Genomic DNA, 25,776 nt, shown 5'->3' with positions numbered 1-25,776 from the left:
TAGTTCATGAGACTGTAAAACAAATTTAATATTACATTTCCCCTGTTTGGTTGTAATAACCTGTAAAAAATGGTAAAATAGTGATATCTCTAGAGGGAGAGTATACCTAGTTGATACGAAAGTATCCGGGAGATAAATAAGAGCGTAAAGCTGGAAAGTAGAGGGAATAGTATGAAGAAGCGTAGGATGAAGCTGTTGGCGCTGATGCTTACGGCAGCGGTCACGATCACTTCTGTCCTTCCGGTAGGAGCAGCAGCTACGGATGGAAGTGAAGTACCGCAGCAGGTTACAAGCCTTACGGATCCGCTGGATGAAGGGAGCGGAGCAACGGATAACGGTTTGGGGGATGCAGAAGGAGATGGACAGATTGGCGACAGCCAAACGAATGACGGCCAAACAGATGGCGAGACAAAGCAAGTAAGCCATGAGGCGGAGGCGGCCCAGGATGACCATTGGACGCTGGATAAGACCACAAATGCTGAGGAAATTGTTCTCAGGTATTATGAGGATGCAGCAACGAAGCAGGGATATCAGAAAAAATGGGTGTTGAATACCTCTTCAGGAATTTGGACTTATTACGAGGTCGATGAAAATGGTGTTGAGACGGAAGAGGTGCCGGTCCCTGTTGATGAGAATCAATTTGTGATGCATGGTAAGACTCTGAATCTTTATGAAACAGGGGTTATAAATGACAAAGAAGACGGATTAATAAAACTTATATATGCATTTGAAAATACGGTGGACGGACTAAAGGGATATGGAGGATATTGGCTGATTTATTCTTCTGATGGTTCTTACCACTATATAACTGAAAAGAGTGAAGTGGATTTAGAGGGTGAATGGAATCCGATGCTTTATGATGGACTTCAGATTCCCACTGATGAGATGGAAGGCCTGCAGATATTACAGGATGAGTATGGCAAAGAACTAGCATGCTGGCTGGATGATCAGGGGATGCCTCAGACAAATACTTGGAAGATTCATATAGATGAGCAGGGAAAGAAAATTTTTTATTATTTTGGAGAAGATGGCATGCAGATTACTGCTGGAACACCAAGCGGTCTCCAAAATATTGAAGGTACCAATTACTGGATGAAGGAAGACGGTAAACCGGATGTATCGTCCTGGCATGAATCGGATGGAAAGTACCTGTATTTTGATGTGACTGGGGCGCAGACGGTAAAGACAGGACGCCAGGAGATTGACAAAAGTATTTTTTATTGGCTAAATGATGATGGCAGTTATGTGAAATCCGGTTGGAAAACGGATGGCAGTAAATATTATTACTTTGGCACGGATGGCAAACAGGATTTATCAAAAACAGGATTACAGACAATCAGTGGAAGTAAATATTATGTAAACAAAGATGGTACAGTACTGAGAAATGGTTCAATAGTATTAAACGGTGTACGCTATTTCTTTGGTTCGGATGGAAAGAGTAGTAAGTCTTATAAAATACATCCAGAAGGATGGCAGAGAAATAATAATGGTTGGTGGTATCAGAAGGAGGATGGTTCCTGGCCGGTAAATAGCTGGTATGAAGTGAAAGGCCAGAAGTATTACTTTGATGGTAATGGCTATATGAAGACCGGCTGGCTGAAACTGGGTAACAGTTGGTATTACTTAAATGGTGAAGGGGCCATGGTTACGGGTTGGCTAAAGCTGAACAACACTTGGTATTATCTGACACCTGGAACCGGAGTAATGAAGACGGGATGGTATCAAGTTGGAGGAACTTGGTACTATAGCAATGGCAACGGAGATATGCAGACCGGATGGTTGAAGTTGGGAAATACTTGGTATTATCTGACCGGAAGCGGAGCCATGGCAACTGGTTGGATTAATCTAGGAGGGACCTGGTATTATCTGACACCTGGTGACGGTGCTATGAGGGTAGGCTGGTACCAAGTGGGCGGAATATGGTATTATAGCAGTGGAAGCGGAGCTATGATGACAGGTTGGTTGAAATCAGGTAATACCTGGTATTATCTGACTGGAAGCGGAGCCATGGCAACTGGCTGGATTAATCTGGGTGGAACTTGGTATTATCTGACGCCTGGAAACGGAGCCATGGTGACTGGTTGGATTAACCTGAATGGAACCTGGTATTATCTGACCGGAAGCGGAGCCATGGCAACTGGTTGGTTGAGCGTAGGAAATACTTGGTATTATTTGACCGGAAGTGGAGCTATGGCAACTGGTTGGCTTAACCTGGGAGGGACCTGGTATTATCTGACACCTGGAAGCGGAGCCATGAAGACTGGCTGGTATCAGGTGGGGGGAGAATGGTATTATTCTTACGGTAGCGGTGCAATGGCCTCTAATAGCTGGATTGATACATATTATTATGTTGGAGGCAGCGGGGCGATGCTTAGGGATACCACGATTGGTGGTTACTACGTGGATAAAAACGGAAGATGGGTTCCTGGATATGGTACTGTTAATGTCAATACAAATGGTGTTTGGGAACAGCAGGGAGAAACCTATTATTTTAAAAAAAGTAATGGAACTTATGCAAAAGGTGAGTATATAGCCTGGAATGGTAATTGGTATTATTTAAATGACAATGGTGTCATGCTGACTGGATGGCAGTATATCAAAGGCTATAAGATGTATTTTTCTGGGAGCGGAGCGCTTCAGCAGGATGTAAGCGGAATGGTAGGCGGCCCTTACAGATTGCGTGTGAATCGTACGAAATGTCAAATCACTGTTTTGGCAAAAGATGGAAGCAATGGGTGGATTATTCCTGTTAAATCGATAACCTGTTCTGTAGGAAATCCGATTACTCTTACACCGGCAGGCACATTCTATATTGGTGATCAAGACAGATGGCATATTCTTATGGGGCCGTCCTGGGGACAGTGGACATCGCATGTGGTGAATGGAATTTTCATTCATTCAGTGGCTGGTAATCCCAAGAGTCAATATAATTTGTCGGCAAGTGATTATAATATGTTAGGAATGCCGGCGTCCCATGGATGTATCCGTGTATGTGTGAGAGACGCAAAGTGGATATATGATAATACGGGAAGAGGTACCATGGTGACAATTGGTGACAATTTCTATGAACCTTTCGATAAACCGGCAACCATTAAGCTTGCACCTGGTATGTATTTAAAAGATCCTACAGATATTTGGTAGAAGTGCAATATTAAATCTATATTATAAAAAAGTAAGGACTCACAGTTAGTGATATGCTCCCTTCCAGGTAGACAAGGAAAATGTAAAAAACTTGTCGCTTAGAAGGGGGCGTATTTTATTTAGGGAGGCAAAGTTTTCTTCTGAAATCATTTGTTCATTTGCTCAACTGTGAAAAGAAAAACTGCCAGCAGACAATACTTACTGGCAGATAAATAATATTTTTAAAATTGCCCACTTAACGGGGAGAGGTTCAAGTGCATTCCTAACTGTTTTTATGCGGTTTTGAGGAAAAAGGATATTGATTATCATGGATACTCTGGAATCTGATTCTGGTAAAGTATCTGCTCCCCGTTTGGCGAAGTGATGGAAATGTTTTCAAAAATATGCTTTGTCATCCGGTCAATTTCCTGCCTGGACCCATCAGCGATATAGTAGCGCACTACATAGGGATTTACTCCATGAGAAATTATCCGTTCCCCCGGTTTATAAAAAATCCAGGAGTCCTTTATACCCTTCATGGAAGACAGTTCTTTGGCAGAATTCTGATTTTCTATCATCATACCATTTTTTCCATGGAAATAGAGGACCGCACTGTTTTTTTCAAAGAAGGGGGAATGCTTTTCTAAAGCACTGCGCAGGGAACATTCATCATAGAGATAGTCCAATAGCAAGTTTTCTATCTTCAGACCACAGCAATAATCTACCAGCTCATGCTCATATCCAAAAAATCTGCCAGCTACTTCACAGACCGAGATGGAGTCGCCAGGTGACCAGAAAAACTGCATGGAGAGGGCTCCGCTTGTCTGCCCTGTGAAGTTGGCGATTTTTTGGAGGATTCCCTTTGCTTCCTCGTATACATTATAAATTAGTCTGGAAGGATATACATTGCGGGAACTGACTGGAATCTCATTGGTGCATACCGGAGTCTTTTCTCGATCTGCTATACTGATAACATGGACCTTTCCGTCTAATATCCAACTCATCATATTGAATTCAAAGCCCTCGTTATATTCTTCCACAAGGATTTCTTTCACATTAGAAGTGGCACAAATAAAATCGAAATGCTTTCGTATCTCTTCCACCGAATAGAGTAGCAGAACTCCTCGTGAGCCATATTTGTCAAGGGGTTTTACCACAACGGGAAACTCTAAAGCATCTAATTCAGAATCAGTAAATCCAGGGCTTAGCCGGACATATTTTGAATTGGGGATGTGTAGTTTTTCAAACATTTGTTTCATAATGTCTTTGTTTCTATAATAGTCCAGTTTCTCAGGTGAGAAATAACATTTAAGTCCAGCCTTGTTGGCAATCTTAACCATGCATTCAAAGAGATAGTCAGAGAAAGAGGTGATGATACCGTCTACTCGCTCTAGCTGACAGACAGAGACGATTCGGTCTGTATCTCCAACATCAATGTTATAGGATTTGTCTGCGTATTTTTTGCCCACGCTGTTAGGATAGCCATCGCAGACGATGGTATATATTCCTCGAGCTTTGGCTGTCTGTATAAGCTGCACAAATTCCCTCAGAGATCCTAAAATTAAAAGTCTTTGCTCATTCATTTGTAGTTTTGGCCTTTCCTTATATACATTGTTTTAAAATATCTAAAAGATATTCCATGTCTTCTCTATAGTAACGCTGGTCACAAGGGAGTGGCAGAATATTTGCCGCATAGTCATACTCCAGACTGTCTTTGGGCATTTCTGCCACTACATTGCTCCAATAAGTTGGAATAAATATTTTTTGACGGGCTAGTTTTCTGCGTATTTGAATAGCATTGGGGCAGTAATAAGGATAGACAAAAGGCCCGTCCTGGTTTCTTAGAATAAGAGTATTTTGTCCTCTAAGGACCTGTTCCAATGTTGTATAATTCTCATTTCGCTTTTGCCGCACGTTATCATAGTTTATGCCGCGAAGCAGGTTTTTTGTCAGTCGTGACATTTTTTTTATGGGTTCTTTATAGAAAGAGTGGGCTGTCTTAAGCATGGAGGAATAATAATCAGAAGCAGAATGCTCATAGCGGCCTAAAATGTGACTTATCCGTTCATTGGAAGAATCCAGGGGAAGGCTGTCGTATGTTTTTTTTCCTTGTTTTCCAGGAAAAAAGTAGGCTCCATCAGGCAAGCCGAAGAACTTCCGACAGGAGTATACTGTAGGAATATTTTCTACGGGTTTCTGGAAAAATGCATGAGTATTGTCCAATAAGATATTTCCATATCTTTCATGGTATCCTGATAATTTTTCAGGGGAAAGCTGTCCATAATAGTTAACAAGAAATAGATACTCCCCTTCCTTTAATCTTTTGCCCGGCATAAGAGGAGAAAAATCACTGTGAATGTGGTACCACATTATTTCTATATCTGCATTATTACAAGTCGATATAATGGAATCACAGAGAAAATAAGGGAGCCAGAGCTTTTTCACACCCAAAATATTCAGGGCAAATTTTATTGCTGTACGCCCCAAATTAAACCGTAGTAAGTCCGGGTAATACTCCTCTCCAAAAAGTTCTTCCATTTCCAAATAACCGCCTATTTCCTTCATATATAGCCACATCCTTTTTATTCTTCATGTCAGCAGGAAACCTACAAAGTGTATTTTCATTCTTTAGTTAAAATTCTTTTCTTCTTATTATATAATTTGGCATTTTCTTTGCCTCGTTCAGAATATTTATCAAATACTGTCCAATTATGCCAATGGCTAACAGTATAATTCCGTTATATGCCAGAATCAGGAGAACCAGGGTTGTCCAGCCTTCCACAGAAACACCATACAGGAAATAGCGTATCAAATAGAAAAAGCCCAAGGCCACACTGACCAGAAAACTGAAGATACCAAGATCCCGCACTAATAAAAGAGGAAATGCAGAGTTGGACGTGATGTCATAGAACAAATCCTTTACCAGGCGGTGGAACGTATAATTACTGCGCCCTACCTTGCGGGCATCGTGGTGTACGGGAACATTAACGATTCGATTGCTGCTTTGGACAAGAAGATTGCCAATCTGTGGCAGATGTGTATTTGTGTTCAATATAGCATCTACAATAAACTTTCGCATTAATCGAAAGCTGGTAATCTCCAGATTGGGATCCTTACCCAACATCCGGGATGTGGCATATACAGAAATCCGTGTTCCAAGCTTTCTTATAAAATTGTGTTTCCTATTCTCATATTTGGCAATAATTACATCTACATCATCCCGCTCATCCATAACTGCTGTCATCTTAGGAATCTCTTCGGGTCGGTGCTGGAGGTCATCATCCATGGTTATGACAAAGTCACCTTTGGCAAAAGAAAAACCACACAGAAGAGCAGGATGTTGTCCGAAATTTTTTGCCATTTGTATAATTTTAACTCGGGAATCTGACTTGTGAAGATGCTGCATTACTAAGTAGGAATTATCTCTGGAACTGTCATCCACCAGTATTAATTCAAATTCTTGATGTATAGTATTTTCAAATACATTCCGAACTCTGCTATAAAGTTCCTCCAATGTTTGCTCTGAATTATATACGGGAACAACAATTGAATATAAACTCATAATCTTACCTCCGGGTAGCTTATGTTTCCTCAAAAAAAGCTGAAAAGCTACCAGGCTTATTATAACATTTTATGTCGAGGGTTTCAATAGACTTGTTACAGGGTAGGAAGAGTGTTATAATATAAAAAGTTGTGCAGACACATTTAAATATGAGTAGAAAGAAGGGAAGTAAATGGCAGTTTCTGCGAAGAGCAGTTTGAAAGATTATTTTTTTCTTCATATCAGTATTATGATTTTTTCTTTTACACCTGTTTTTACTAAAATGGCCTCTATGGAATTTAACAAAAATGGAATTTGGGGAGTAAGATTGTATCTATTTTTTTTCCTCATGCTTTTGGATTGTTTTATCTATGCGCTGGCGTGGCAGAAAATCATTCAGAAATTTGAACTCAGTGTGGCTTATGCCAATAAAAGTGTCTATCTGGTCTGGTCTCAAATATGGGCAGTCTTGATTTTTCATGAAGTTCTATCATTTAGAAATGTAATGGGGCTTTTAGTGGTATTATTTGGAGTATTGGTGGTGCAGAAATATGAATAAATATATGATGATATTGTTTCTTGGAACTTTTTTTACAGCATTTTCTCAGTTACTCCTGAAGCAGAGTGCAAACAGGAAATATAGGAATCAGATATATGAATACTTGAACTGGCGCGTCATAACAGCCTATGGTATCTTTGGCGGTGTGCTTTTGATGAATACCTATGCCTTTACAAAAGTAGATATGAAATATGGTTCAGTCATCGACACTTTTAGTTATGTATTTGTCATGCTTCTATCATTTTTTATCCTAAAAGAAAAGTTCACAAAAGGAAAACTAATTGGAAATTTAATTATCATTACTGGTATTTTTATCTATACCATGGGATAAAAATACCAATGAAAAGCGGCACGTTCCTGCATTAGGGAAATGTGCCGCTTTTGTATGCTGTTATTTGAAATAGTGGAAAATGGTATCCACAATATACTCTTTGTCATCTTGACTCAAATGGTAATACATAGGGAGTCGTACCAGGCGTTCACTTTCCCTGGTGGTATATTTGTCCTCTCCAAAAAAATGTCCATAACGTTTTCCGGCAGGTGCAGAGTGGAGCGGAATATAATGAAAGACGCTCAAAATTTTGTTTTTTTTCAAATAAGAAATGAACTCTGTCCTGTTTTTTAAATCGGGCAGTTTGATGTAGTACATATGTGCATTATGTTGGCAGTATTCTGGTACACAGGGCTGTTCAAAAAAATCTTTTTCCGCCAGCGGTTTCAAAGCTTGGTCATAAAAATTATAGCTTTCCATGCGGTCTCTCTGGATTTCATTTGCCATTTCAAGCTGTGCCCACAAATATGCAGCATTCATGTCACTGGGGAGGTAGGAGGAGCCGTAATCCTGCCAGGTATACTTGTCAATCTGTCCTCGGAAGAATTTACTTCTGTCTGTACCTTTTTCTCTGAGGATTTCGGCCTTCTCCTGAAACGAATTATCCTGGAAAAGGAGGGCACCGCCTTCCCCCATGCTAAGATTCTTAGTTTCATGAAAACTGAAGCAGCCGAAATCGCCTATTGTTCCTAAACTTTTACCCTTATAAGAGGATGCAAATCCCTGGGCAGCATCCTCGACCACCATGAGATTGTGGCGTTTTGCAATCTCCATGATTGTATCCATCTCACAAGCTACGCCAGCATAATGGACAGGTACAATTACTTTTGTCTTGGGGGTTATGGCATCTTCAATTAATTTCTCATCAATATTTAATGTATCCGGACGAATGTCTATGAAAACAAGAGATGCTCCTCTCTGTACAAAGGCATCAGCTGTGGACACGAAGGTGTAGGAAGGGAGAATGACCTCATCGCCGGGTTGGACATTTGACAGAACAGCAGCCATTTCCAAGGAATGCGTACAGGAGGTGGTAAGAAAGGCTTGGTTTACATGGAACTTATCCTTCATCCAGTTGCTGCAGCGTTTTGTAAATATTCCATCACCACATATTTTGCGGTTTGTTATCGCCTCTTTTATGTAAATTAATTCTTTTCCAACATAGGGCGGAATATTAAAATCAATCATAAAGAACTCCTTTTTATTTCAATTAATGTGTACGAGCAATCAGTCTCCCGCATAAAGAAAACAGGAGAACTCTCGGATACTTTATTAAAAACACTAACATTGTAGCACAGTCCCTAAAAAAAGAAAACATTAAATTGTGAATCGATTGATTTCTTATGAATAATAGTGTATAATATCCTGACTTTTGCAGATGATTAAGTATAAAAATACCCGTTAGCCCAGCAAATAAGCTGACTAACGGGTTTGTCTTTTTGTCATATTTTCATGGTGTATTTTCACTTTTTTGTGGCTGCTAAAACTTTTTTTATTNATAACCTGACTTTTGCAGATGATTAAGTATAAAAATACCCGTTAGCCCAGCAAATAAGCTGACTAACGGGTTTGTCTTTTTGTCATATTTTCATGGTGTATTTTCACTTTTTTGTGGCTGCTAAAACTTTTTTTATTTCACCAAGAGTTCTGATTCTCTTACTGAAATCAATATCAAGAACCTTGCCGATGTCTTTCTGTACATTGTCGTAGTAATCAAACAAGTAATAGTTCTGTTGAATTAGGGTACAGCTTGCTTTAGAGAGTGATTCCAGAAGCTTACCAATGCTGTATTTTTGCTCTAACTTTGTTTCAAGTATGCGAGCGATGGTAAGGGCCACAAAACAGGTAAGAAAATGTGCTTCTATATGTTCTCTTGTCCATACATATACGGGTCTGGCTTCTAATTCGCTTTTAGTTACCTTAAATGATTCTTCGATTTTCCAAAGTCCTCGGTACATGTCAATGATTTTGTCATCACTTTCATCCATTTCACTTGTAAGTAAAACATAATAACCATCAAGTGCCTCTTCTTCACGAAGCTTTGCTTCGTCAATTTCTAAGATGGAAGATGCGGTTAAAATTTCACCAGTATCTTTATCATAATCGATTTTCTTTACATATTTTGCTGCACCATAAGAAGTTGCTCGGGTATAACCACCTGGATTTTTTGCAAGGTCTGCAGCTTTTGCAAGAGCCGCAGCACGATCGGCTTTTGCTCGTCTCGCATATTTTTCACTCCAAAAGACAACCTGCTTTTCATGTACAGTTTTCTTTAGCTTGCGTCCGGTTTGAGAGGTGACTTGAATCGTGCGAGGGTGCTTGCGTGACTTTCTTTTATATTCAGTGCCCAGCCAGGTATAATCCTCTTCGTCGAGCACATACTTTTTCATTTCTTTATCAGCACCACGTACAGACATGCTGAATACATAGCCATCTTTTGTGGGAGTATTAATGGTATACCAAATGTTATCACCAGTGGTCATTCCTTTATCTGCAACAGAAATAACACGACCAAGATCAAACTCTTTTTTGATTCGCCCAAAGTTTGGACGATAGGTGAGGCAGTCGTTGGTATTTCCTGCAAAAAGTTCGTAGGTAATAGGAATTCCATTGTTATCCATGAATAATCCCATCTGTACGATTGGGTTTGGACGGTGTTCCTTGGAAACACCTTTTCGAAGGAAATCATTCTGGTCATCTGATTCGAAATAGTAATTCGTCACATCGTAATAAATAAGGCTGGTGTCCCTACCGTATTTCTCTTTGATTTTATCGTTCATCCAGACTTGAAGGCTTTCTTTGTGTTTTGAAAAGAAGGAAAGACAGCGATAAACATCATCTAAAGAATAGTCTGTTTTTTCGAAGAACTGTTCCCTGTTATCAAAAGAAGCTTTCTTTGATGCTGGAAAGAGAAGCCTTGAATATACAAGCATCTTCATGATAGTATTTGCATCAAACTTCTCTTTTGAATGGCGCCTGCGATTAATAAGGAACTTATCAATTTCAAGTTCATGATAAATCTTACTTAGAGCAGCATAGCCAAAGTTTTTTCGGAGAGAAGTATCATCCGTGCACAAACGATCGGAAGGATAAAAAGTAAAGTTAATGGGAGCTTGCATCGCATTTTTTTCGATTTTTAATTCTTCAGCACGTTTTTGAAAGTGGGCAATAGGATCATCATATAGTTTTTCCAATTCATCAAGATAGCCCAAAGATTCAACAGTCTTAGAACGAGACATTTTTCGCTGTTTGTCATAATAGGAATCTACAATTGCCAGATAGATACGTCCTTTTGATGTTTTAGTTTTTCTTAAATGCATAATTGACACCTCCAATACCCTTATTATATCATATACATCCACATATATCCAGTAAAACATGACAAAAAAATAAAACAAAAAATGCCCGAATGCCTTATGAATAAAGCAATCGAGATATATCATCTTAGAAAGTAACTGCAAAAGTGTGGTGTACGAGCAATCAGTCTCCCGCATAAAGAAAACAGGAGAACTCTCGGATACTTTATTAAAAACACTAACATTGTAGCACAGTCCCTAAAAAAAGAAAACATTAAATTGTGAATCGATTGATTTCTTATGAATAATAGTGTATAATATGTAATATTTCAGTAATATATGTAACAAAATTGCAAGAAACAAAAAAGAAAAGGGGTAGAGGATGAGGAAATTAGGGAAACAGTTTCTGGTGTATGTATTGGTTCTTACATTGCTTTTGAGTATGTACACACCGGTCTTCGGTGCTGAAGCATTGCCAGGAACGGAAGTTACAGAAAAACAGGTAACCGAGGAGACGCAGATCGCTGGAGAAAACCAGACTGTACAAGAAAATCAGACGGAAGCAGACGGGGATGAACAATCGGATCAGGAAGCAGAAAGAAATATGCCTGGGGAGAAGCCGTCTAGTGTCAATGAATCGGAAGCAAAGCCAGATAATGATGTAATGTTGCAACAGAATGGTGAGAGAGAACAGATAGGTGACTTGATTTGTAATTACATTTTTACACAGGAGGACGATATCCATCAATCTGTAATTATTGAGTTAGGGGAGGAATCCTCTACGAATCTGGAAAGTGTAATTCTTTTTTATCAAGACAAAGAGGGTGATATAAAGACAGCACAGGCTGAAGAAATTGTGGAAAATATTGCGGCCTTTTTGCTTGAACTTCCTGTAGAAGGACAGGAGAGAGCCTTTTTATCAGTGAAAGCAGTTGTAGGTGGGCAGGAATATGATGTTTCTTTGGGGCAAAAAGAAGACATGGCTCAGGTTGAAGTGAGTAGCGAGGAAGCGGCGCAGGTTGTAGAAGAAAGCAATAATGAGGAAGCTGGATTGGATGCCCAGACGGCAGAGCAGGTAGAAAATGGAGTAGTTGCCGCAGATGAAAACGGAATTTCTGCTGATGACATTAAAGGTGCTATAATAAATAATAATGCCCTGGCAGAATCATCGAGTGATGATATTTCTACATTTTCACTGAGAGACAGTACAGATGTTCCGTCTGCAGTTGCGGTGGATCCACAAAAAAAAGAAGAGTACATAGTAGTTTTGGATCCCGGACATGGGACAATTGATACAGATGGTTATGATCCAGGAGCTGACCATACTTTTAGTGACGGAACAAAGTTTGTAGAGGCTGATCTTACTATGAAGATTGCCAATTATGTGAAGAAAGAACTTGAAAAGTATCCTGAAATTACTGTCTATATGACACACGACACGGTAGGGGCATCCAAGGCAGTTAAAATGACACTGAAAGAAAGAGTGGATTTTGCTGCTAATAAACATGCAGATCTGTTAGTGAGCCTTCACTTAAACGCTTTCGATTATGAAACTGCACATGGAGCAGAGGTATTGGTTCCTAAAACAGGAAGGTACAATTCTGCAGTTGCAGAAAATGCGCAGAAGGCAGCCAATAATATATTAAAAAGACTGACATCCCTTGGACTTTATGACAGGGGATTGAAGGAAAGAGATTCGGAAAATGGCGGCAAATACAGTGATGGAAGCACAGCTGATTATTATGCCGTTATCAGGGAAGGTATGAAGGCATCCATCCCTTCTATTATTGTGGAACATGCATTTTTGACAGGGGCGCAGGATAAACAGTATTTGAACAATGAAGCGTCTATCAAAAATCTTGCTAAAGCAGATGCTTATGGTATTGCACAGTATTTTAACATTGAAACAGGCGGAGAGACATATGAGCCGGTTCCGGAACCCAAAGGGGAGTGGAGGCAATCTGGAGGCAATACATATTATTATATTGGTAATGTAAAACAGACCGGTTGGCAGAGAATTGATAACATATGGTACTATTTTAACGGCAGTGGAGTGATGCTGAAAGGCTGGCAGAGCATTGGGGGATATTGGTATTATTTGAATTCTTCAGGACATATGCTCACTGGATGGCAGTATATAAATGGTAGTTATTATTATTTGAATGCTTCAGGAAGTATGCAGACCGGTTGGCAAACTATCGAAGGAAATCGCTATTATTTGCAGGGAAGCGGAGCCATGCTGGGCCAGGGATGGCATAACTTGGGTGGCACCTGGTACTATATGAAGAGCAATGGAGCTGTTGCTGAAGGATGGATGAATCAGGGAGGAACCTGGTATTATCTCACTCCAGGAACAGGTGCTATGCGTACCGGTTGGTATAAGGTAGGAAATACCTGGTACTACAGTGTTGGAAGCGGAGCCATGCAAACTGGATGGTTGAACCAGGGAGGAACCTGGTATTATCTCACTGGTAGTGGGGCCATGGCAGAGGGATGGGTATATATCGGAGGGACCTGGTATTATCTAACGCCTGGAAATGGAGTTATGAAAACTGGCTGGTATAAGGTAAAAAACACCTGGTATTACAGTAATGGTAATGGAGCCATGCAGACAGGTTGGCTTCATCAGGGAGCAACTTGGTATTACCTGACTGGAAGTGGAGCTATGGCTGAAGGATGGGTCGCACTTGGTGGAACTTGGTACTATCTGACACCTGGAGACGGAGCAATGAAGACCGGCTGGTATAAGGTAGGAAGCGCTTGGTATTTCAGTAGTGGAAGTGGAGCCATGCAGACAGGCTGGCTTCATCAGGGAGCAACTTGGTATTATCTGACCGGAAGCGGAGCCATGGCAGAAGGCTGGGCTTATATAGAGGGAGCATGGTATTATATGACACCTGGCAATGGGGCCATGTGTACAGGATGGTATAAAGCAAACGGAAGGTGGTATTACAGCAGCGGAAGTGGAGCCATGCAGACAGGATGGCTGCATCAAGGGTCGACCTGGTATTATTTGACCGGAAGTGGAGCCATGGCAGAAGGCTGGATAGCCGTTGGGGGCGTTTGGTACTATATGAACCCTATAAATGGAGCTATGTGTACAGGATGGTATAAAATTGGGGATACTTGGTATTACAGTAACGGAAGCGGAGCCATGCAGACAGGATGGTTGCAGCTTGGGTCGAGCTGGTATTATTTAAACGGAAGCGGAGCTATGATGACCGGTTGGATTACGGTTAACGGCAAAGAATATTATATGAATGGATCCGGTGTATGGATTCCGGGAGCAAAAAAAGAGGAGACCACGAAACCGGTAATAGATAATAAAAACTTGTATGCTATAGCTGGAAACAGTAGCGTTACGGCGGATCAGATGACAAAATATTTTAATTCCGCCAAAGTAAAGTATCCGTCAGCGGAGTTGGCAAAGGGTGGTGCATCTAATATTGAAACATTTTCAAAAATTGTTTTGGAAGAAGCCAACGCCGAAGGGATAAGGGCAGAAGTGGTATTTACTCAGGCTATGAAGGAAACAGGCTGGTTAAAGTTTGGTGGTGATGTTTCTATTGAACAGTTTAATTTCTGTGGTCTTGGTGCAACGGGAAACGGAGTAAAAGGAAATTCCTTTAAGGATGTGCGCACGGGTATCCGTGCGCAGGTTCAGCATTTGAAGGCGTATGCCTCAACCGAGAATTTGAACAATACCTGTGTTGATTTACGTTTTGATAATGTGACAAGAAATAGCGCACCTTATGTGGAATGGCTGGGAATTCCTGATAACCCCACAAAGGCTGGATGGGCAGCGACAGCTGGTTATGGCACGGACCTTGTGGATATGATAAAAAAATTGAAAAGTATCTAAAAAGAAGTCAATCGCAATGAGTATATCTGCGATTGACTTCTTTTTTTAATTCAGCGTTTCTGGCCCGTCCAGGCACCGTTTACATTAACAAAATACCCATCCGGCGTCCATGTATTTGCGTACATAATACCATTTGCCGGATTCATATAATACCAATTACCACGTATATATTGCCAGCCAGTGAGCATGGCACCGGATTTGTTCATATAATACCAATTCCCGTTTAGGTGAATCCAGTCAGTAAGCATGGCACCGGAACTGCTAAGGTAATATTTATGTCCTCCATCATCCAGCCAACCAGTCTGCATTTCTCCGGAAGCGTTGGAATAGTACCATATATTGTTTACAAGATACCAGCCTCTCATAGCTGCACCGCTGGCATTAAAATAATACCATGTTCCATTTTGGAATACCCAGCCGGTAGCCATAGCACCGGAAGCACTGAAAAGATATTTTTGTCCTCCGATATTATGCAGTCCAGTGAGCATGGCGCCGGAGCCGTCCATATAATACCAGGAACCGCGTATATACTGCCATCCAGTGAGCATGGCACCGGAATTGTTCAGGTAATACCATGTGCCGCCCAGATTGATCCAATCAGTGAGCATAGCACCGGAACCACTGAGATAATACCAGGTTCCTCCCAGGTTCAGCCAGCCTGTTTGCATTTCTCCAGATGAGTTGGAGTAGTACCAGGTACTGCCAATTTTATACCAGCCTCTTGCGGCAGCTCCGTTTGATGTGAGATAATACCATTTTCCATTAGGATATACCCATCCGGTTGCCATGGCGCCGGAACTGTTGAGGAAATATGTCTGCCCCCCGATTTTCTGCAGTCCTGTAAGCATTTTACCGGAACCGTCCATATAATACCAGGAGCCGCGTATATACTGCCAGCCAGTGAGCATGGCACCTGAACTGTTCAGGTAATACCATGTGCCGCCCAGATTGATCCAATCGGTGAGCATAGCACCGGAACTGCTGAGATAATACCAGGCATTGCCGTTTTTCAGCCAGCCGGTCATCATTTCTCCCGAAGAATTAGAAAAGTACCATGTATTACCAACCTTATACCATCCGGTTTTCATGCCGCCATCATTGCGTCCGCCCATATAGTACCAGGTATCGCCAAGTTTCAGCCAGCCAGTAGCCATATAGCCGGATGGATAGAAGTAATACCATGTACCGTGTATTTTCATCCATGTATTTTTGGGATAAGTACCATCCCCGAACCGATACCAGTATCCGGTAGAATCCTGTCTCCAGCTTGCATCTCTAAAGTCAGGCTGCCATTTTCCGGAAGTGTTGTAGTACTGTCCATCCACATACTCATCTGTGGCCATAGCACCTGTGGAGTGAAAATAATAGTAATCCTGGTCAATCCTGTGGCGTCCGGTCAGCATATGGCCGGCCTCATCCATATAATACCAAGAACCGTTTACCTGCTGCCATCCTTTTGTCATGTAACCGTTGGTATCCATGTAATACCAGTAGCCGTTTACAGAAACCCATCCAACGGCCATAGTACCGTCATTTCTCAGATAAAGCCACTTACCGGAACTGTCTTTTACCCACTTATTGGCAGAGGCGTTGTAGGAATTTTCAAAATAATACCAGGATTTATTGGCGGCCTGCTGCCATCCAGTATAAGCAGTAGGAAAGCCGTCACGGTAGTAAATATGATGATAAGGATTTATCCGCTCTGCACAGGCTACAAAAGATTTGCCTTTGGGGATATTGTTGCTGAGCCGGCCGTCCAGATGTATCACAAATGCGTCCACATAAGGGGTATACCAACTGGTTGCATACAGCGGGGTACCATCCCTGGCCAATTGGAGCAGGGTATCCAGGGTTCCCATTTCATTGCCGAAGGTAGTGTTGGAAACATAATTATAATTTCCAGTCATGATTGCAAGATCAGGGCTCAATTTTTTTAAATAAGTGTAAGTATTGGAGCCGTAGGAACCATGATGACCAAGCTTCAGTACATTGATTTTTCCTAATTCATTGGAAAGAACTGTTTCCGTACCTGTATAATTGTTGATATCTCCGGAAAGAAAGGCTGTCTTGCCTGTTGAGACTGAGGTTACTTTCACGCCCAGACTGAAAAAGTTGGCATCCTGCTGGGGGCGGGGAGCATTATAGTTCTTTATTTCTATTTTTGCTCCATTCTTTCCTCCCAGATAGAAAACAGGTGTGGACTGATACCCCGAAAGATCTTCATAAACACCTGTCTGGGCAGGGGCTGCATATGTGGAAATATTAGCATTTGTTGGGTCGGCCGGCAGGCTGGGATTTACCTGGTCAGTCTCCGGAATGTTTTCAGTAGTCAGGTCATCGGACTCTGAATCTGCGGGAGGTTCCGGTACTTCATCTGTAATACTGCTGATTCCTTCCTCAGGGGTGATCTCCTGGGGGAAAGGTTCTTCCAGTGCCTGTCTGTTCTGGACAGGAGCCGCAGGCTGACAGGTGAAATTATGTTCTGTTTCCTCTGTTGCCTCAGACGGAATGAAAACATATCCCTCTGCTTCTGGAGCAATTGCGTAAGTAAAAGGTGTTTTGGTATCATCGTATTTCCTGACACCGGTAAACTTATAAGTCCAAATATCCTTTTGGGGATCTTTTAAAGCAGTGACCGTCAAAGGTTGCGGAACTGTGGTTTCGGCATCTGTTGTGGAATACTGCAGGCTTACCGAAATGCTCTTTGGAGGCTGTGCCGGAGTCACCACAGGCGCTGTATCTTCAGACGCCTCAGGTTCTTTTGATTCCTCCGGCTCCTTAGATTCTTCTGTTTCTTCAGGTATATCCAGCTCATTGCTGTTAACCTGACTTTCAGGGATGGTTTGTGCATCGGAACTATTATGACTGCGGGAATTGGTTATGTCCTGATCGTCGTCCTGTTCTTCAGAGACGTCGTTTTTTTCTGTTGGTTCTGCACCAGATACTGCAGCGGTATTCGTAAGACCGGTCTCTGCAGCAGATGGATCTGTGGGAGTCACCGGTTCCATGCTGTTCTCATCCTGGCTGCCAGGGGCTGTATCATCCGGACTTTCAGCGGCAGGCGCTTCCCAGACGATTGTTCCAGTTACGGAAACCGTTTCAGGGTAGAGAGGTGCACCTTCCTTAAAACTTTGGATGAGCGTAGAGTCGTTTTCCAAAGCAGCATATACCATATTATCATATACATAAAGGTTATCCCACAGATTAGAGGGGACAGTGATATCATTGTCTGAATATTTCTCTATGTATACACGTTTGGGCTTGAATTCATTGATCACCTCATCGGCTGAGCCAATATGGTCACTGTGCGCATGTGTGCCGATATAAAATTCAAAATTATCGGGCGTCACTCCCACAGAATGCATATAGGATATGACTTTCTTCTCCGAGCCATTGCCAATCGTGATCCCGGCCCTTAGTGGGTATATGGGATTATCACCGCGGGGATAATCGCTATCTTCACCGGAATCAACCATTCCAAACTGTCCATTGCATTCCAGCAGGATGGCATCTGAATTATCAGATAGTGTGATAAAATGGATTTTACAGTCATTTCCTGCTGCTTTTACCTCCCTGGCAGAGCCGGGGGTATAAATATCAACACAAAAAAATAAAACAAAGGCCAGCAAGTAGCAAAAAAGCTTTTTTAGATTCAAATACTTTTGCATGATAATGCCCTTTCCATAAAATATTAAAATTTTGTTATCACTATTATACCATTTATTTGCCTGTTAATGCAAGTTTTCCGGTCTTCATTTAAGATATCTATTGCGTTCTCTTGCAGGAGTGTGTTATCTTGTATAAAAAGGTTCTGGTACGGGACTATATAATTCTTCAAATATGTACCAGAAAACTATGCAGAAGATACAGTTTAGGAGGATGAATATGAAATATTTTGTTAATGAAGATATAAAAAATACACAGCGTATATTTCCGAAACAGGGAAGATACGGATATTACCGGTACGATATGAATGAAAACCCGGAAGGGCTGCCAAAAGAATTTGTGGATTCGGTATTGAAAGAGATCACACCGGAATTTCTCACGATTTATCCTGAGCCGGACCGTTTTTTGAATGCATATGCTTCTTATATAGGTGCAAAATACGAAAATGTACTGACTACAAATGGTTCTGATATGGCAATCCGTTATCTTCTGGAGACTTTCGGTGAAAAGGGCAAAGAGGTAGTTACAGTTGCTCCTTCCTTTGAAATGTACTGGGTGAACTGTTCAATTCTTGGGCTTAAGCATGTCCCTGTTCCTTATGAAAAAGATCTTACAATCAAAATCGAAAATATAATAGCAGCTATCAGTGAAAACTCAAGAATCGTTGTGCTTCTCAACCCAAATAATCCGATCGGAAATGTATATACAGAAGAGGAATTGCAGCGTGTTATTGACAGGGCAGAGGAAGTTGGCGCTGTTGTTATTATAGATGAAGCTTATCATTATTTTTATCCACAGACATTTTTAAAATATGCCTTGGAGAGAGATAACGTAATCATACTCAGGACGTTTTCAAAGCTTTTTTCCATTGCGGCCTGCCGTTTAGGGGTAATTATAAGCAATCCTGAAATCATACATTATGTTAAGAATGCCCGCCTGACATTTGATGCGAATGCGATCGCTTTGTTATTCGCAGAAAAAATCCTGCAGAATCCTGAAATGATTGAGAATTTGATCCGCACTGAAAACGCAGGTAAAAAATATACGCTGGACATGCTTCAGGAACGTGGATATGAATGCAGGGACTGCAGGGGAAATTTTATTTTTATTAAGCCAAAACATAACGCAAAAGTTATAGCAGACAGGCTGGAAAATGAGAAGAAAGTTTTAGTCCATGCCTATAATAATGAGTTGTTAAAAGACTATATCCGGGTGTCTGTAGGTTCCGAGGGGGCAATGAAAATATTCCTGGATGCGTTTTTTGAATTGGATGTATAGGGCACAGTGCAGAAAATAGTATTAAGAAGTTTTTTGAGTGAAATGGTTTCTTTTTGTTGAAAATCGGGATATAATAAACGTATTTGAATTAATTGAAGTATCGGAGAATATTATGAAAAAATATGATTATGTTATTGTTGGAAGCGGACTTTTCGCAGGTGTGTTTGCAAAATTGGCAATGGAGAATGGTAAGAAATGCCTTGTAGTGGAAAAGAGAGATACAATTGGCGGTAATTTGTACTGTGAAGACCGGGAGAGCATCCATGTACACATGTATGGAGCACATATTTTTCATACAAGTAACCGGAAAGTGTGGGATTTTGTAAATTCACTTGTGGAATTTAACAGATATACCAATTCACCGGTAGCCAATTATCGTGGCGAAATTTACAACCTGCCTTTTAATATGAATACATTCAATAAAATGTGGGGGGTGAGAACACCTGCGCAGGCCCGGGAAAAGATAGAGAGCCAGAGAGCTGCCATCAAAGAGACGCCAAAGAATCTGGAAGAACAGGCAATCAGCCTTGTGGGCAATGATATTTACCAAAAATTAATAAAAGGTTATACAGAGAAACAGTGGGGAAGAAGCTGTAAAGAACTTCCTTCATTTATAATTAAGAGGATACCGGTGCGGTACACATATGACAACAATTATTTTAACGATTTATATCAGGGTATTCCAATAGGGGGGTATAATGCCCTCATAGAAAAATTATTTGACGGATGTGAAATCGTAACAGGAGAAGACTTTAACAATAACAGAGAAAAATACAGAGAATCAGGAGATAAAGTCCTTTACACCGGAACACTGGACTCTTATTATGATTATCAATTCGGAAAGCTGGAGTATCGGAGCTTACGGTTTGAAACCGAAGTTCTGGATGAGGAAAATCATCAGGGAGTTGCAGTTGTCAATTATACAGACAGGGAGACTCCATATACCAGGATCATAGAGCATAAACATTTTGAATATGGGACACAGCCAAAGACGGTCATTACCAAAGAGTATCCGGCGGACTGGGAAGAGGGACAGGAACCTTATTATCCCATTAATGATGCCAGGAATCAGGAATTATATGGAAAATATGCAGACTTGGCTTCCCGGGAAAAAGACACCCTGTTCGGTGGGCGTCTGGCAGAGTATAAATATTACGATATGGATAAGGTGATCGAAGCTGCATTTGCACTGGCGAAAAAAGAACTGAATGCTGTCATTTAGAGCCTGTCCGGAAATTCATAAACAGTGAGAGGAAAGGTTTTAACATGTATCGACAATATAAACCGGAAGTACTGAAAAGACTGCAGCAGGAGGAACTTGGTGTACTGAAGGAAATCATCAGGGTCTGCGAAAAACATAATATAACTTATTTTGCGCTGTTTGGCACAGCGATTGGGGCTGTACGCCATAAAGGGTTCATACCCTGGGATGACGATATTGATATTGGTATGCTTAGAAAAGACTATGAACATTTTTTAAAGGTGGCACCAAAAGAATTTAAGGGAAAATATAAAATCTCAGGCCCTGATACAAAGGAAAAATATTACAACCTGATTCCTAATGTAAGCAAAGTGGGAACTCGGTTATGTACACAGTATGACCACGGAAGATATCATGTGGGAATCCTTGTGGATATTTTTCCCTATGATGGTCTTGCCGAAGATAAAAAAGACAGAAAAAGGCAGATTGCCTGCACCAGTTTCTGGAGACGCCTGAATATGGTCAGGAACGTAAACTTTTTTACAAACAGTGTGTCAAAAAAGGGGAACTTCATACCAAGACTTGCCAGCCTTATAGCACACTGCCTGGCGCAGGCCGTTCCCGGTACTTTTATATACAGACAGTACCTGAAACACGCCACGGCGTTTAACGGCAGAAGCAGCATGGTGACACAGCTGTGTGACAGCGGGACAATGGAAAGTGCCCTGTCTATAGATGAGCTGCTGCCAGTTAAGAAAATTCCGTTTGAAGATTTTGAATTATGTGTACCAAAGGCGAATGAGAAAATATTATCACAGATGTATGGGGATTATATGCAGATGCCACCGCCGGAAAAAAGGCAGAACCATTACCCATACCTTCTGGATTTTGGAGATGGCAGAGAGGAATAAATAATGTCTGTTACATATAAACAGTATGATGAGGTGACACTTCATAAGGTACACCAGGTACAACTGCAGATTTTAAAAGATTTTATGGAAGTGTGCCGCCGTCATGATCTGTCCTGTTTTGTTTCCTGGGGAACAGGTATTGGAGTGGAACGCCATAAAGGGTTCATTCCATGGGACGATGATATTGACATGGCCATGACGAGAAAAGATTATGAGAAATTTCTTCAGATATGGGAACAGGAGATGGGGGGAGAATATGAAGTCCTGACTCCGCTCATACAGCCTGGATTTACCTGCACGATCACACATCTCCAGAAAAAAGGAACCACATTTGTTCCCTGTTTTGGAGAACGGATGAAATGCCACATGGGTATAAACATTGATATATATCCCTTTGATAATTTGCCGGATGATAAGAAAAGCAGGAAAAAAATAATACGGAAGACGTGGTTTTTGGGAAGGCTCCTGTTTTTGGCCGGGACCCCGTATCCGAATATCCCTATGTGCGGAGTTAAGAAAAAGGCTGCACAGGCAGTGTGCTTTTGCGGTCATTATGGAATGAAGCTGTTTGGTCTGACAGGGCAGAAGATTTACAAAAGATTGGATGAACTTGCGCAGACTTATAATGACAGAGAAACAGAGTATATGGTACAGTATGTGGATCCGCTGGCATGGAAATCCAGGGTCAGAAGGCAGGAAGTCTTTCCTCTGGCAGAGAAGCCTTTTGAGGATACCTTCATAAGTGTACCGAAACAGCACGACATAATACTCAGAAGACAGTACGGTGACTATATGAAAATGCCAGAGCCGGACAAGAGGGTAAACCACTGTCCTCATGTTCTGGATTTTGGTAAGGAACAGGAAGAAACACATGACTTATGATAATCGGAAAATGCCGTGGGGATTAAAAGGGACAGCCTCCTCGGGACAGAAATTTATATGGAACATGGTGGGGAGCATGAGCAATGCGCTGTCATCTTTCCTCCTGCTGGCAATCGTGACCAGAATAAATGGAAGTGCAGATGGGGGAATCTTTTCTCTGGCATTTTCCACAGCCCAGTTTTTAACCACGATTGGTTGTTTTGAGACAAGGGCAATACAGGCGACAGATGTAAAAGGCAGGGTGGCATTTAAGGATTATTTTTCCTTCCGTGTCATGACCTGTGTTCTGATGATGGCAGGGGCTTTTGTATATGTGGTATGGACGGGACAGAAAGGAATGAAAGCAGCGGTTATTCTTCTGATCTGTTTTTACAAAGCGCTGGACTGCCTGTCAGACTCCTTTCAGGGTCTGTTTCAGCTTGAGGACAGGATTGATCTATCAGGTATGTCTCTGGGGATCAGAGTGATTTTCAGCACACTTTTTTTTGCCGGAGCCTTACTGTTCACGAAAAGTCTGTTGACCGCCAGCATGATCATGTGTATAGTTTCTATTGTTATAATACTTTTGTTTGACAAGCAAATTTCAGCCCATTATGCACTATTTGGATTTCGGTTTAACCTATCGGCGGTAAAAAGGCTGTTTTGGGAGTGCCTGCCGCTGTTTATAGGAAGTTTTATGGCGGGTTATATTATCAGTGCGCCCAAATATGCCATTGACCGTTACCTGACAGATGAAATACAGAATTATTTTGGCTTCCTCCTGATGCCGGCATTTGTCATCAATCTGTTTAGTTTATTCGTTTTCCGGCCTATGCTGACTACTTTGGCAGTGTATTGGGAGGATGATAAAAAGAAAGAATTTTTCGGAGTCATAAAAAAATCCACAGCCTGGATTCTGTTTTTGACTGTTGGGGGTGTTGCAGGAGCCTATTTACTGGGTATTCCGATTCTGAATGTTTTCTCGGGCCTTGATCTGCATCTCTACAGGCTGGATTTGGTGCTGATCATGCTGGGTGGAAGTATGAATGCTTTTATCACGGTATTTTATTATGTTCTTACAGTGATGAGAAAACAGGCGCTGGTGCTGGTTGGTTATGGTATCGGATTTTTAAGTGCCTGGATTCTGGCGCCCCTGCTTGTAAAACGGTTTGCCATACACGGCGCATCCATTTCATATGGGCTTCCGATGATGCTGACAGCCGTATTTTTTGCGGCTGCGATAGGAATAGTAACGAATAAAAGAAAGAATATTACAAACGAGGAATTATAAGGTGGGAAAAAAATACTGTATATTTTCAGCTCAATATTTTCCGCATCTGGGTGGTGTGGAGCGCTATACATACAATCTGGCAAAGTATCTTATTAAAAAAGGCGACCAGGTTGTAATCGTAACATCAAATGTGGAGAAACTTGTGGCCTGCCAGGTGATGGAGGGGGTGAAAGTTTATCGTGTTCCCTGCATCAGCCTTATGGATGGCCGTTATCCTGTGCTGAAAATAAACCGTGAATTTTTAAAAATAAACCGCATACTGATGCGGACACAGTTTGATCTTGTCATAATCAACACCCGGTTTTATCCACATTCCCTGTACGGTACGCTTTTTGCACGAAAACAGAGAGCAAAATGCATTATCATTGACCATGGTACATCCCATATGACGGTTCATAACCCCATTGGAGATATGGCTGAACAGTTGGTGGAGCATACGATCACAAAATTAGATCAAATATTCTGCAAAGATTTTTACGGGGTGTCAAAAGCCTGTGTAAAATGGCTGGAACATTTTCATATTAAGGCAAAGGGAACCTTATATAATGCCGTGGATATGGAGAAAATAAAAGAAGTGCAGCAAAGAGAGAAGAGAGATTTCAGGGCAGAATACGAAATACCAAAAGAAGCCCTTGTGATCACCTTTACAGGCCGCCTGCTGAAGGAAAAAGGAATATTACAGTTAATAAAAGCTGTTCATAATATAAGAGAAAAAAATCCGGATCTTTATCTCATGATTGCCGGGGATGGGGACGAAGAGGACACCATCATGCAAATGAAGGAGGAGGGAGTCTTCCCTCTGGGACGCCTGGGCTTTGAGGATATCATAGCGCTGCTTATGCAGACGGATATTTTCTGTCTCCCCTCTGATTCAGAGGGATTTTCCACTTCTGTACTGGAAGCCGCGGCCTGCAAATGCTATGTGCTGACGACTGAACAGGGCGGCTCAAAAGAATTGATCACCAGCAAAGAATATGGCTGTATTATCCGGGACAATGATGTTGGGACTATACAGCACGCACTTGAGCAGCTGATCCCAAAACAAGAGTACAGGGGAAAAGCCGCCGAAAAGGCGTATAAGAGGTTATTGGAAAACTTCACTTGGGATATCACATCAGAGAAAGTGAGAAATTTGTAAGACTGGAAGAAAAAAATGAAAAAGTTAATTATCATACCTGCATATAATGAAAGTGAAAGCATAGAAGATACAGTCAGGAATATAGAAAAATTTGCCGATGAATTTGATTATGTCATTATCAATGACTGTTCAACAGACAATACACTTGAAATATGTAAAAAAAACAATTTCAATGTGATCAACCTTCCCCAGAACCTGGGAATTGGCGGTGCGGTGCAGACAGGTTATCTCTACGGCTGCCGTAATGGATATGATATGGCTGTTCAGGTCGATGGAGACGGTCAGCATGATCCTGCTTTTTTGAAAAAGATGGCAGATACACTGCAGCAAAATAATCTGGATATGGTAATCGGCTCCAGGTTTATAGAGAAAAAAGGATTCCAGTCCACAGGTCTTCGCCGATTGGGTATCCGTTACTTTACCGGTCTGATCAAAGTACTGACAGGAAAGACCATCACGGATCCTACTTCTGGTCTCAGGATGGTAAATAAGACTATAATGTCAATCTTTTCAGTGAATTATCCGAAAGATTACCCGGAACCTGAGAGCGTTGTGGCGATTATCCGCAAAGGGATGAAAGTGGGTGAAATTCCAGTCGTTATGCATGAGCGTACAGGAGGGGTATCATCTATTTCAGCGAAAAAGTCTGTTTACTATATGATCAAAGTGTCGCTTGCCATCTTGATAGAGCGGATACGAAAATAGCCGGACATCCAATATG

At 41.4% G+C, this 25,776-nt stretch carries 16 protein-coding genes and 1 pseudogene; 11 read left to right on the top strand and 6 right to left on the bottom strand.

All coding sequences use genetic code 11. From position 1 onward, the window contains the following. Window positions 1–171: 171 nt before the first annotated feature. Entirely contained in the window at window positions 172–3,141 is a 2,970-nt protein-coding gene (locus C6P39_RS01340) for a L,D-transpeptidase family protein (RefSeq protein ID WP_104802520.1), read from the top strand. A 305-nt stretch (window positions 3,142–3,446) separates the two neighbouring features. Here the strand turns inward: C6P39_RS01340 and C6P39_RS01335 are convergent, their stop codons facing one another. The 3 genes from C6P39_RS01335 to C6P39_RS01325 form a co-directional block, all read right to left on the bottom strand. After that, window positions 3,447–4,658 (bottom strand): ATP-grasp domain-containing protein, encoded by a 1,212-nt coding sequence (locus C6P39_RS01335; RefSeq protein ID WP_242986860.1) that lies wholly within the window; start codon window positions 4,656–4,658, stop codon window positions 3,447–3,449. 64 nt (window positions 4,659–4,722) lie between these two features. Next, window positions 4,723–5,685, bottom strand: coding sequence for a hypothetical protein (locus tag C6P39_RS01330; RefSeq protein WP_104802518.1), 963 nt, complete (start codon window positions 5,683–5,685; stop codon window positions 4,723–4,725). Between the two features lie 67 nt (window positions 5,686–5,752). After that, window positions 5,753–6,682, bottom strand: coding sequence for a glycosyltransferase family 2 protein (locus tag C6P39_RS01325; protein WP_104802517.1), 930 nt, complete (start codon window positions 6,680–6,682; stop codon window positions 5,753–5,755). A gap of 172 nt (window positions 6,683–6,854) precedes the next feature. Between C6P39_RS01325 and C6P39_RS01320 the strand changes: the two genes are divergently transcribed. Next, the gene (locus C6P39_RS01320) at window positions 6,855–7,220 is read left to right on the top strand and encodes an EamA-like transporter family protein (RefSeq protein ID WP_104802516.1); all 366 of its coding nucleotides are present in this window, start codon (window positions 6,855–6,857) and stop codon (window positions 7,218–7,220) included. Further along, window positions 7,213–7,551: an EamA family transporter gene (locus tag C6P39_RS01315; protein ID WP_104802515.1), complete on the top strand. Its 339-nt coding sequence runs from the start codon at window positions 7,213–7,215 to the stop codon at window positions 7,549–7,551. The genes C6P39_RS01320 and C6P39_RS01315 overlap by 8 nt, the downstream gene beginning before the upstream one ends. 60 nt (window positions 7,552–7,611) lie before the next feature. On the opposite strand, the gene rffA is transcribed toward C6P39_RS01315, so the two are convergent. Together rffA and C6P39_RS01305 are read right to left on the bottom strand one after the other, a co-directional pair. Continuing rightward, complete coding sequence (gene rffA / locus C6P39_RS01310; RefSeq protein ID WP_104802514.1) at window positions 7,612–8,739, bottom strand: dTDP-4-amino-4,6-dideoxygalactose transaminase; 1,128 nt, start codon at window positions 8,737–8,739, stop codon at window positions 7,612–7,614. A 400-nt stretch (window positions 8,740–9,139) separates the two neighbouring features. Further along, window positions 9,140–10,871: pseudogene (locus tag C6P39_RS01305) on the bottom strand (IS1634 family transposase). Between the two features lie 358 nt (window positions 10,872–11,229). Here C6P39_RS01305 and C6P39_RS01300 point away from each other — a divergent pair. Further along, a complete protein-coding gene (locus C6P39_RS01300) occupies window positions 11,230–14,709 on the top strand; it encodes an N-acetylmuramoyl-L-alanine amidase (RefSeq protein ID WP_104802512.1) in 3,480 nt (1,159 codons plus the stop codon). 50 nt (window positions 14,710–14,759) lie between these two features. Here C6P39_RS01300 and C6P39_RS01295 read toward each other — a convergent pair whose 3' ends face one another. Continuing rightward, window positions 14,760–18,377 carry a hypothetical protein gene (locus C6P39_RS01295; RefSeq protein ID WP_104802511.1) on the bottom strand — a complete coding sequence of 1,206 codons (3,618 nt, stop codon included), beginning with the start codon at window positions 18,375–18,377 and terminating at the stop codon, window positions 14,760–14,762. Window positions 18,378–18,594: 217 nt separating this feature from the next. Here C6P39_RS01295 and C6P39_RS01290 point away from each other — a divergent pair, with 217 nt between their 5' ends. The 7 genes from C6P39_RS01290 (at window position 18,595) to C6P39_RS01260 (ending at window position 25,760) form a co-directional block, all read left to right on the top strand. Further along, window positions 18,595–19,653, top strand: a complete 1,059-nt coding sequence (locus C6P39_RS01290) for a pyridoxal phosphate-dependent aminotransferase (RefSeq protein ID WP_104802510.1) — start codon at window positions 18,595–18,597, stop codon at window positions 19,651–19,653. 112 nt (window positions 19,654–19,765) lie between these two features. Further along, entirely contained in the window at window positions 19,766–20,875 is a 1,110-nt protein-coding gene (gene glf / locus C6P39_RS01285) for a UDP-galactopyranose mutase (protein WP_104805829.1), read from the top strand. 44 nt (window positions 20,876–20,919) lie between these two features. Beyond that, window positions 20,920–21,765: a LicD family protein gene (locus tag C6P39_RS01280; RefSeq protein WP_104802509.1), complete on the top strand. Its 846-nt coding sequence runs from the start codon at window positions 20,920–20,922 to the stop codon at window positions 21,763–21,765. A 3-nt stretch (window positions 21,766–21,768) separates the two neighbouring features. Continuing rightward, window positions 21,769–22,647, top strand: a complete 879-nt coding sequence (locus C6P39_RS01275; RefSeq protein WP_104802508.1) for a LicD family protein — start codon at window positions 21,769–21,771, stop codon at window positions 22,645–22,647. After that, window positions 22,637–23,917, top strand: coding sequence for a lipopolysaccharide biosynthesis protein (locus C6P39_RS01270; RefSeq protein WP_104802507.1), 1,281 nt, complete (start codon window positions 22,637–22,639; stop codon window positions 23,915–23,917). Before C6P39_RS01275 ends, C6P39_RS01270 begins: the two co-directional genes overlap by 11 nt. 1 nt (window position 23,918) lies before the next feature. Continuing rightward, window positions 23,919–25,055 (top strand): glycosyltransferase family 4 protein, encoded by a 1,137-nt coding sequence (locus tag C6P39_RS01265; RefSeq protein ID WP_104802506.1) that lies wholly within the window; start codon window positions 23,919–23,921, stop codon window positions 25,053–25,055. Between the two features lie 15 nt (window positions 25,056–25,070). Next, a complete protein-coding gene (locus tag C6P39_RS01260; protein ID WP_104802505.1) occupies window positions 25,071–25,760 on the top strand; it encodes a glycosyltransferase family 2 protein in 690 nt (229 codons plus the stop codon). The last annotated feature ends 16 nt before the right edge of the window (window positions 25,761–25,776 follow it).

The organism is Blautia marasmi, from assembly GCF_900258535.1.
Taxonomy (GTDB): domain Bacteria; phylum Bacillota; class Clostridia; order Lachnospirales; family Lachnospiraceae; genus Blautia; species Blautia hominis.
Note: the sequence above shows the minus strand (reverse complement) of the source record. Positions and strands in the feature narration are given on the sequence as shown.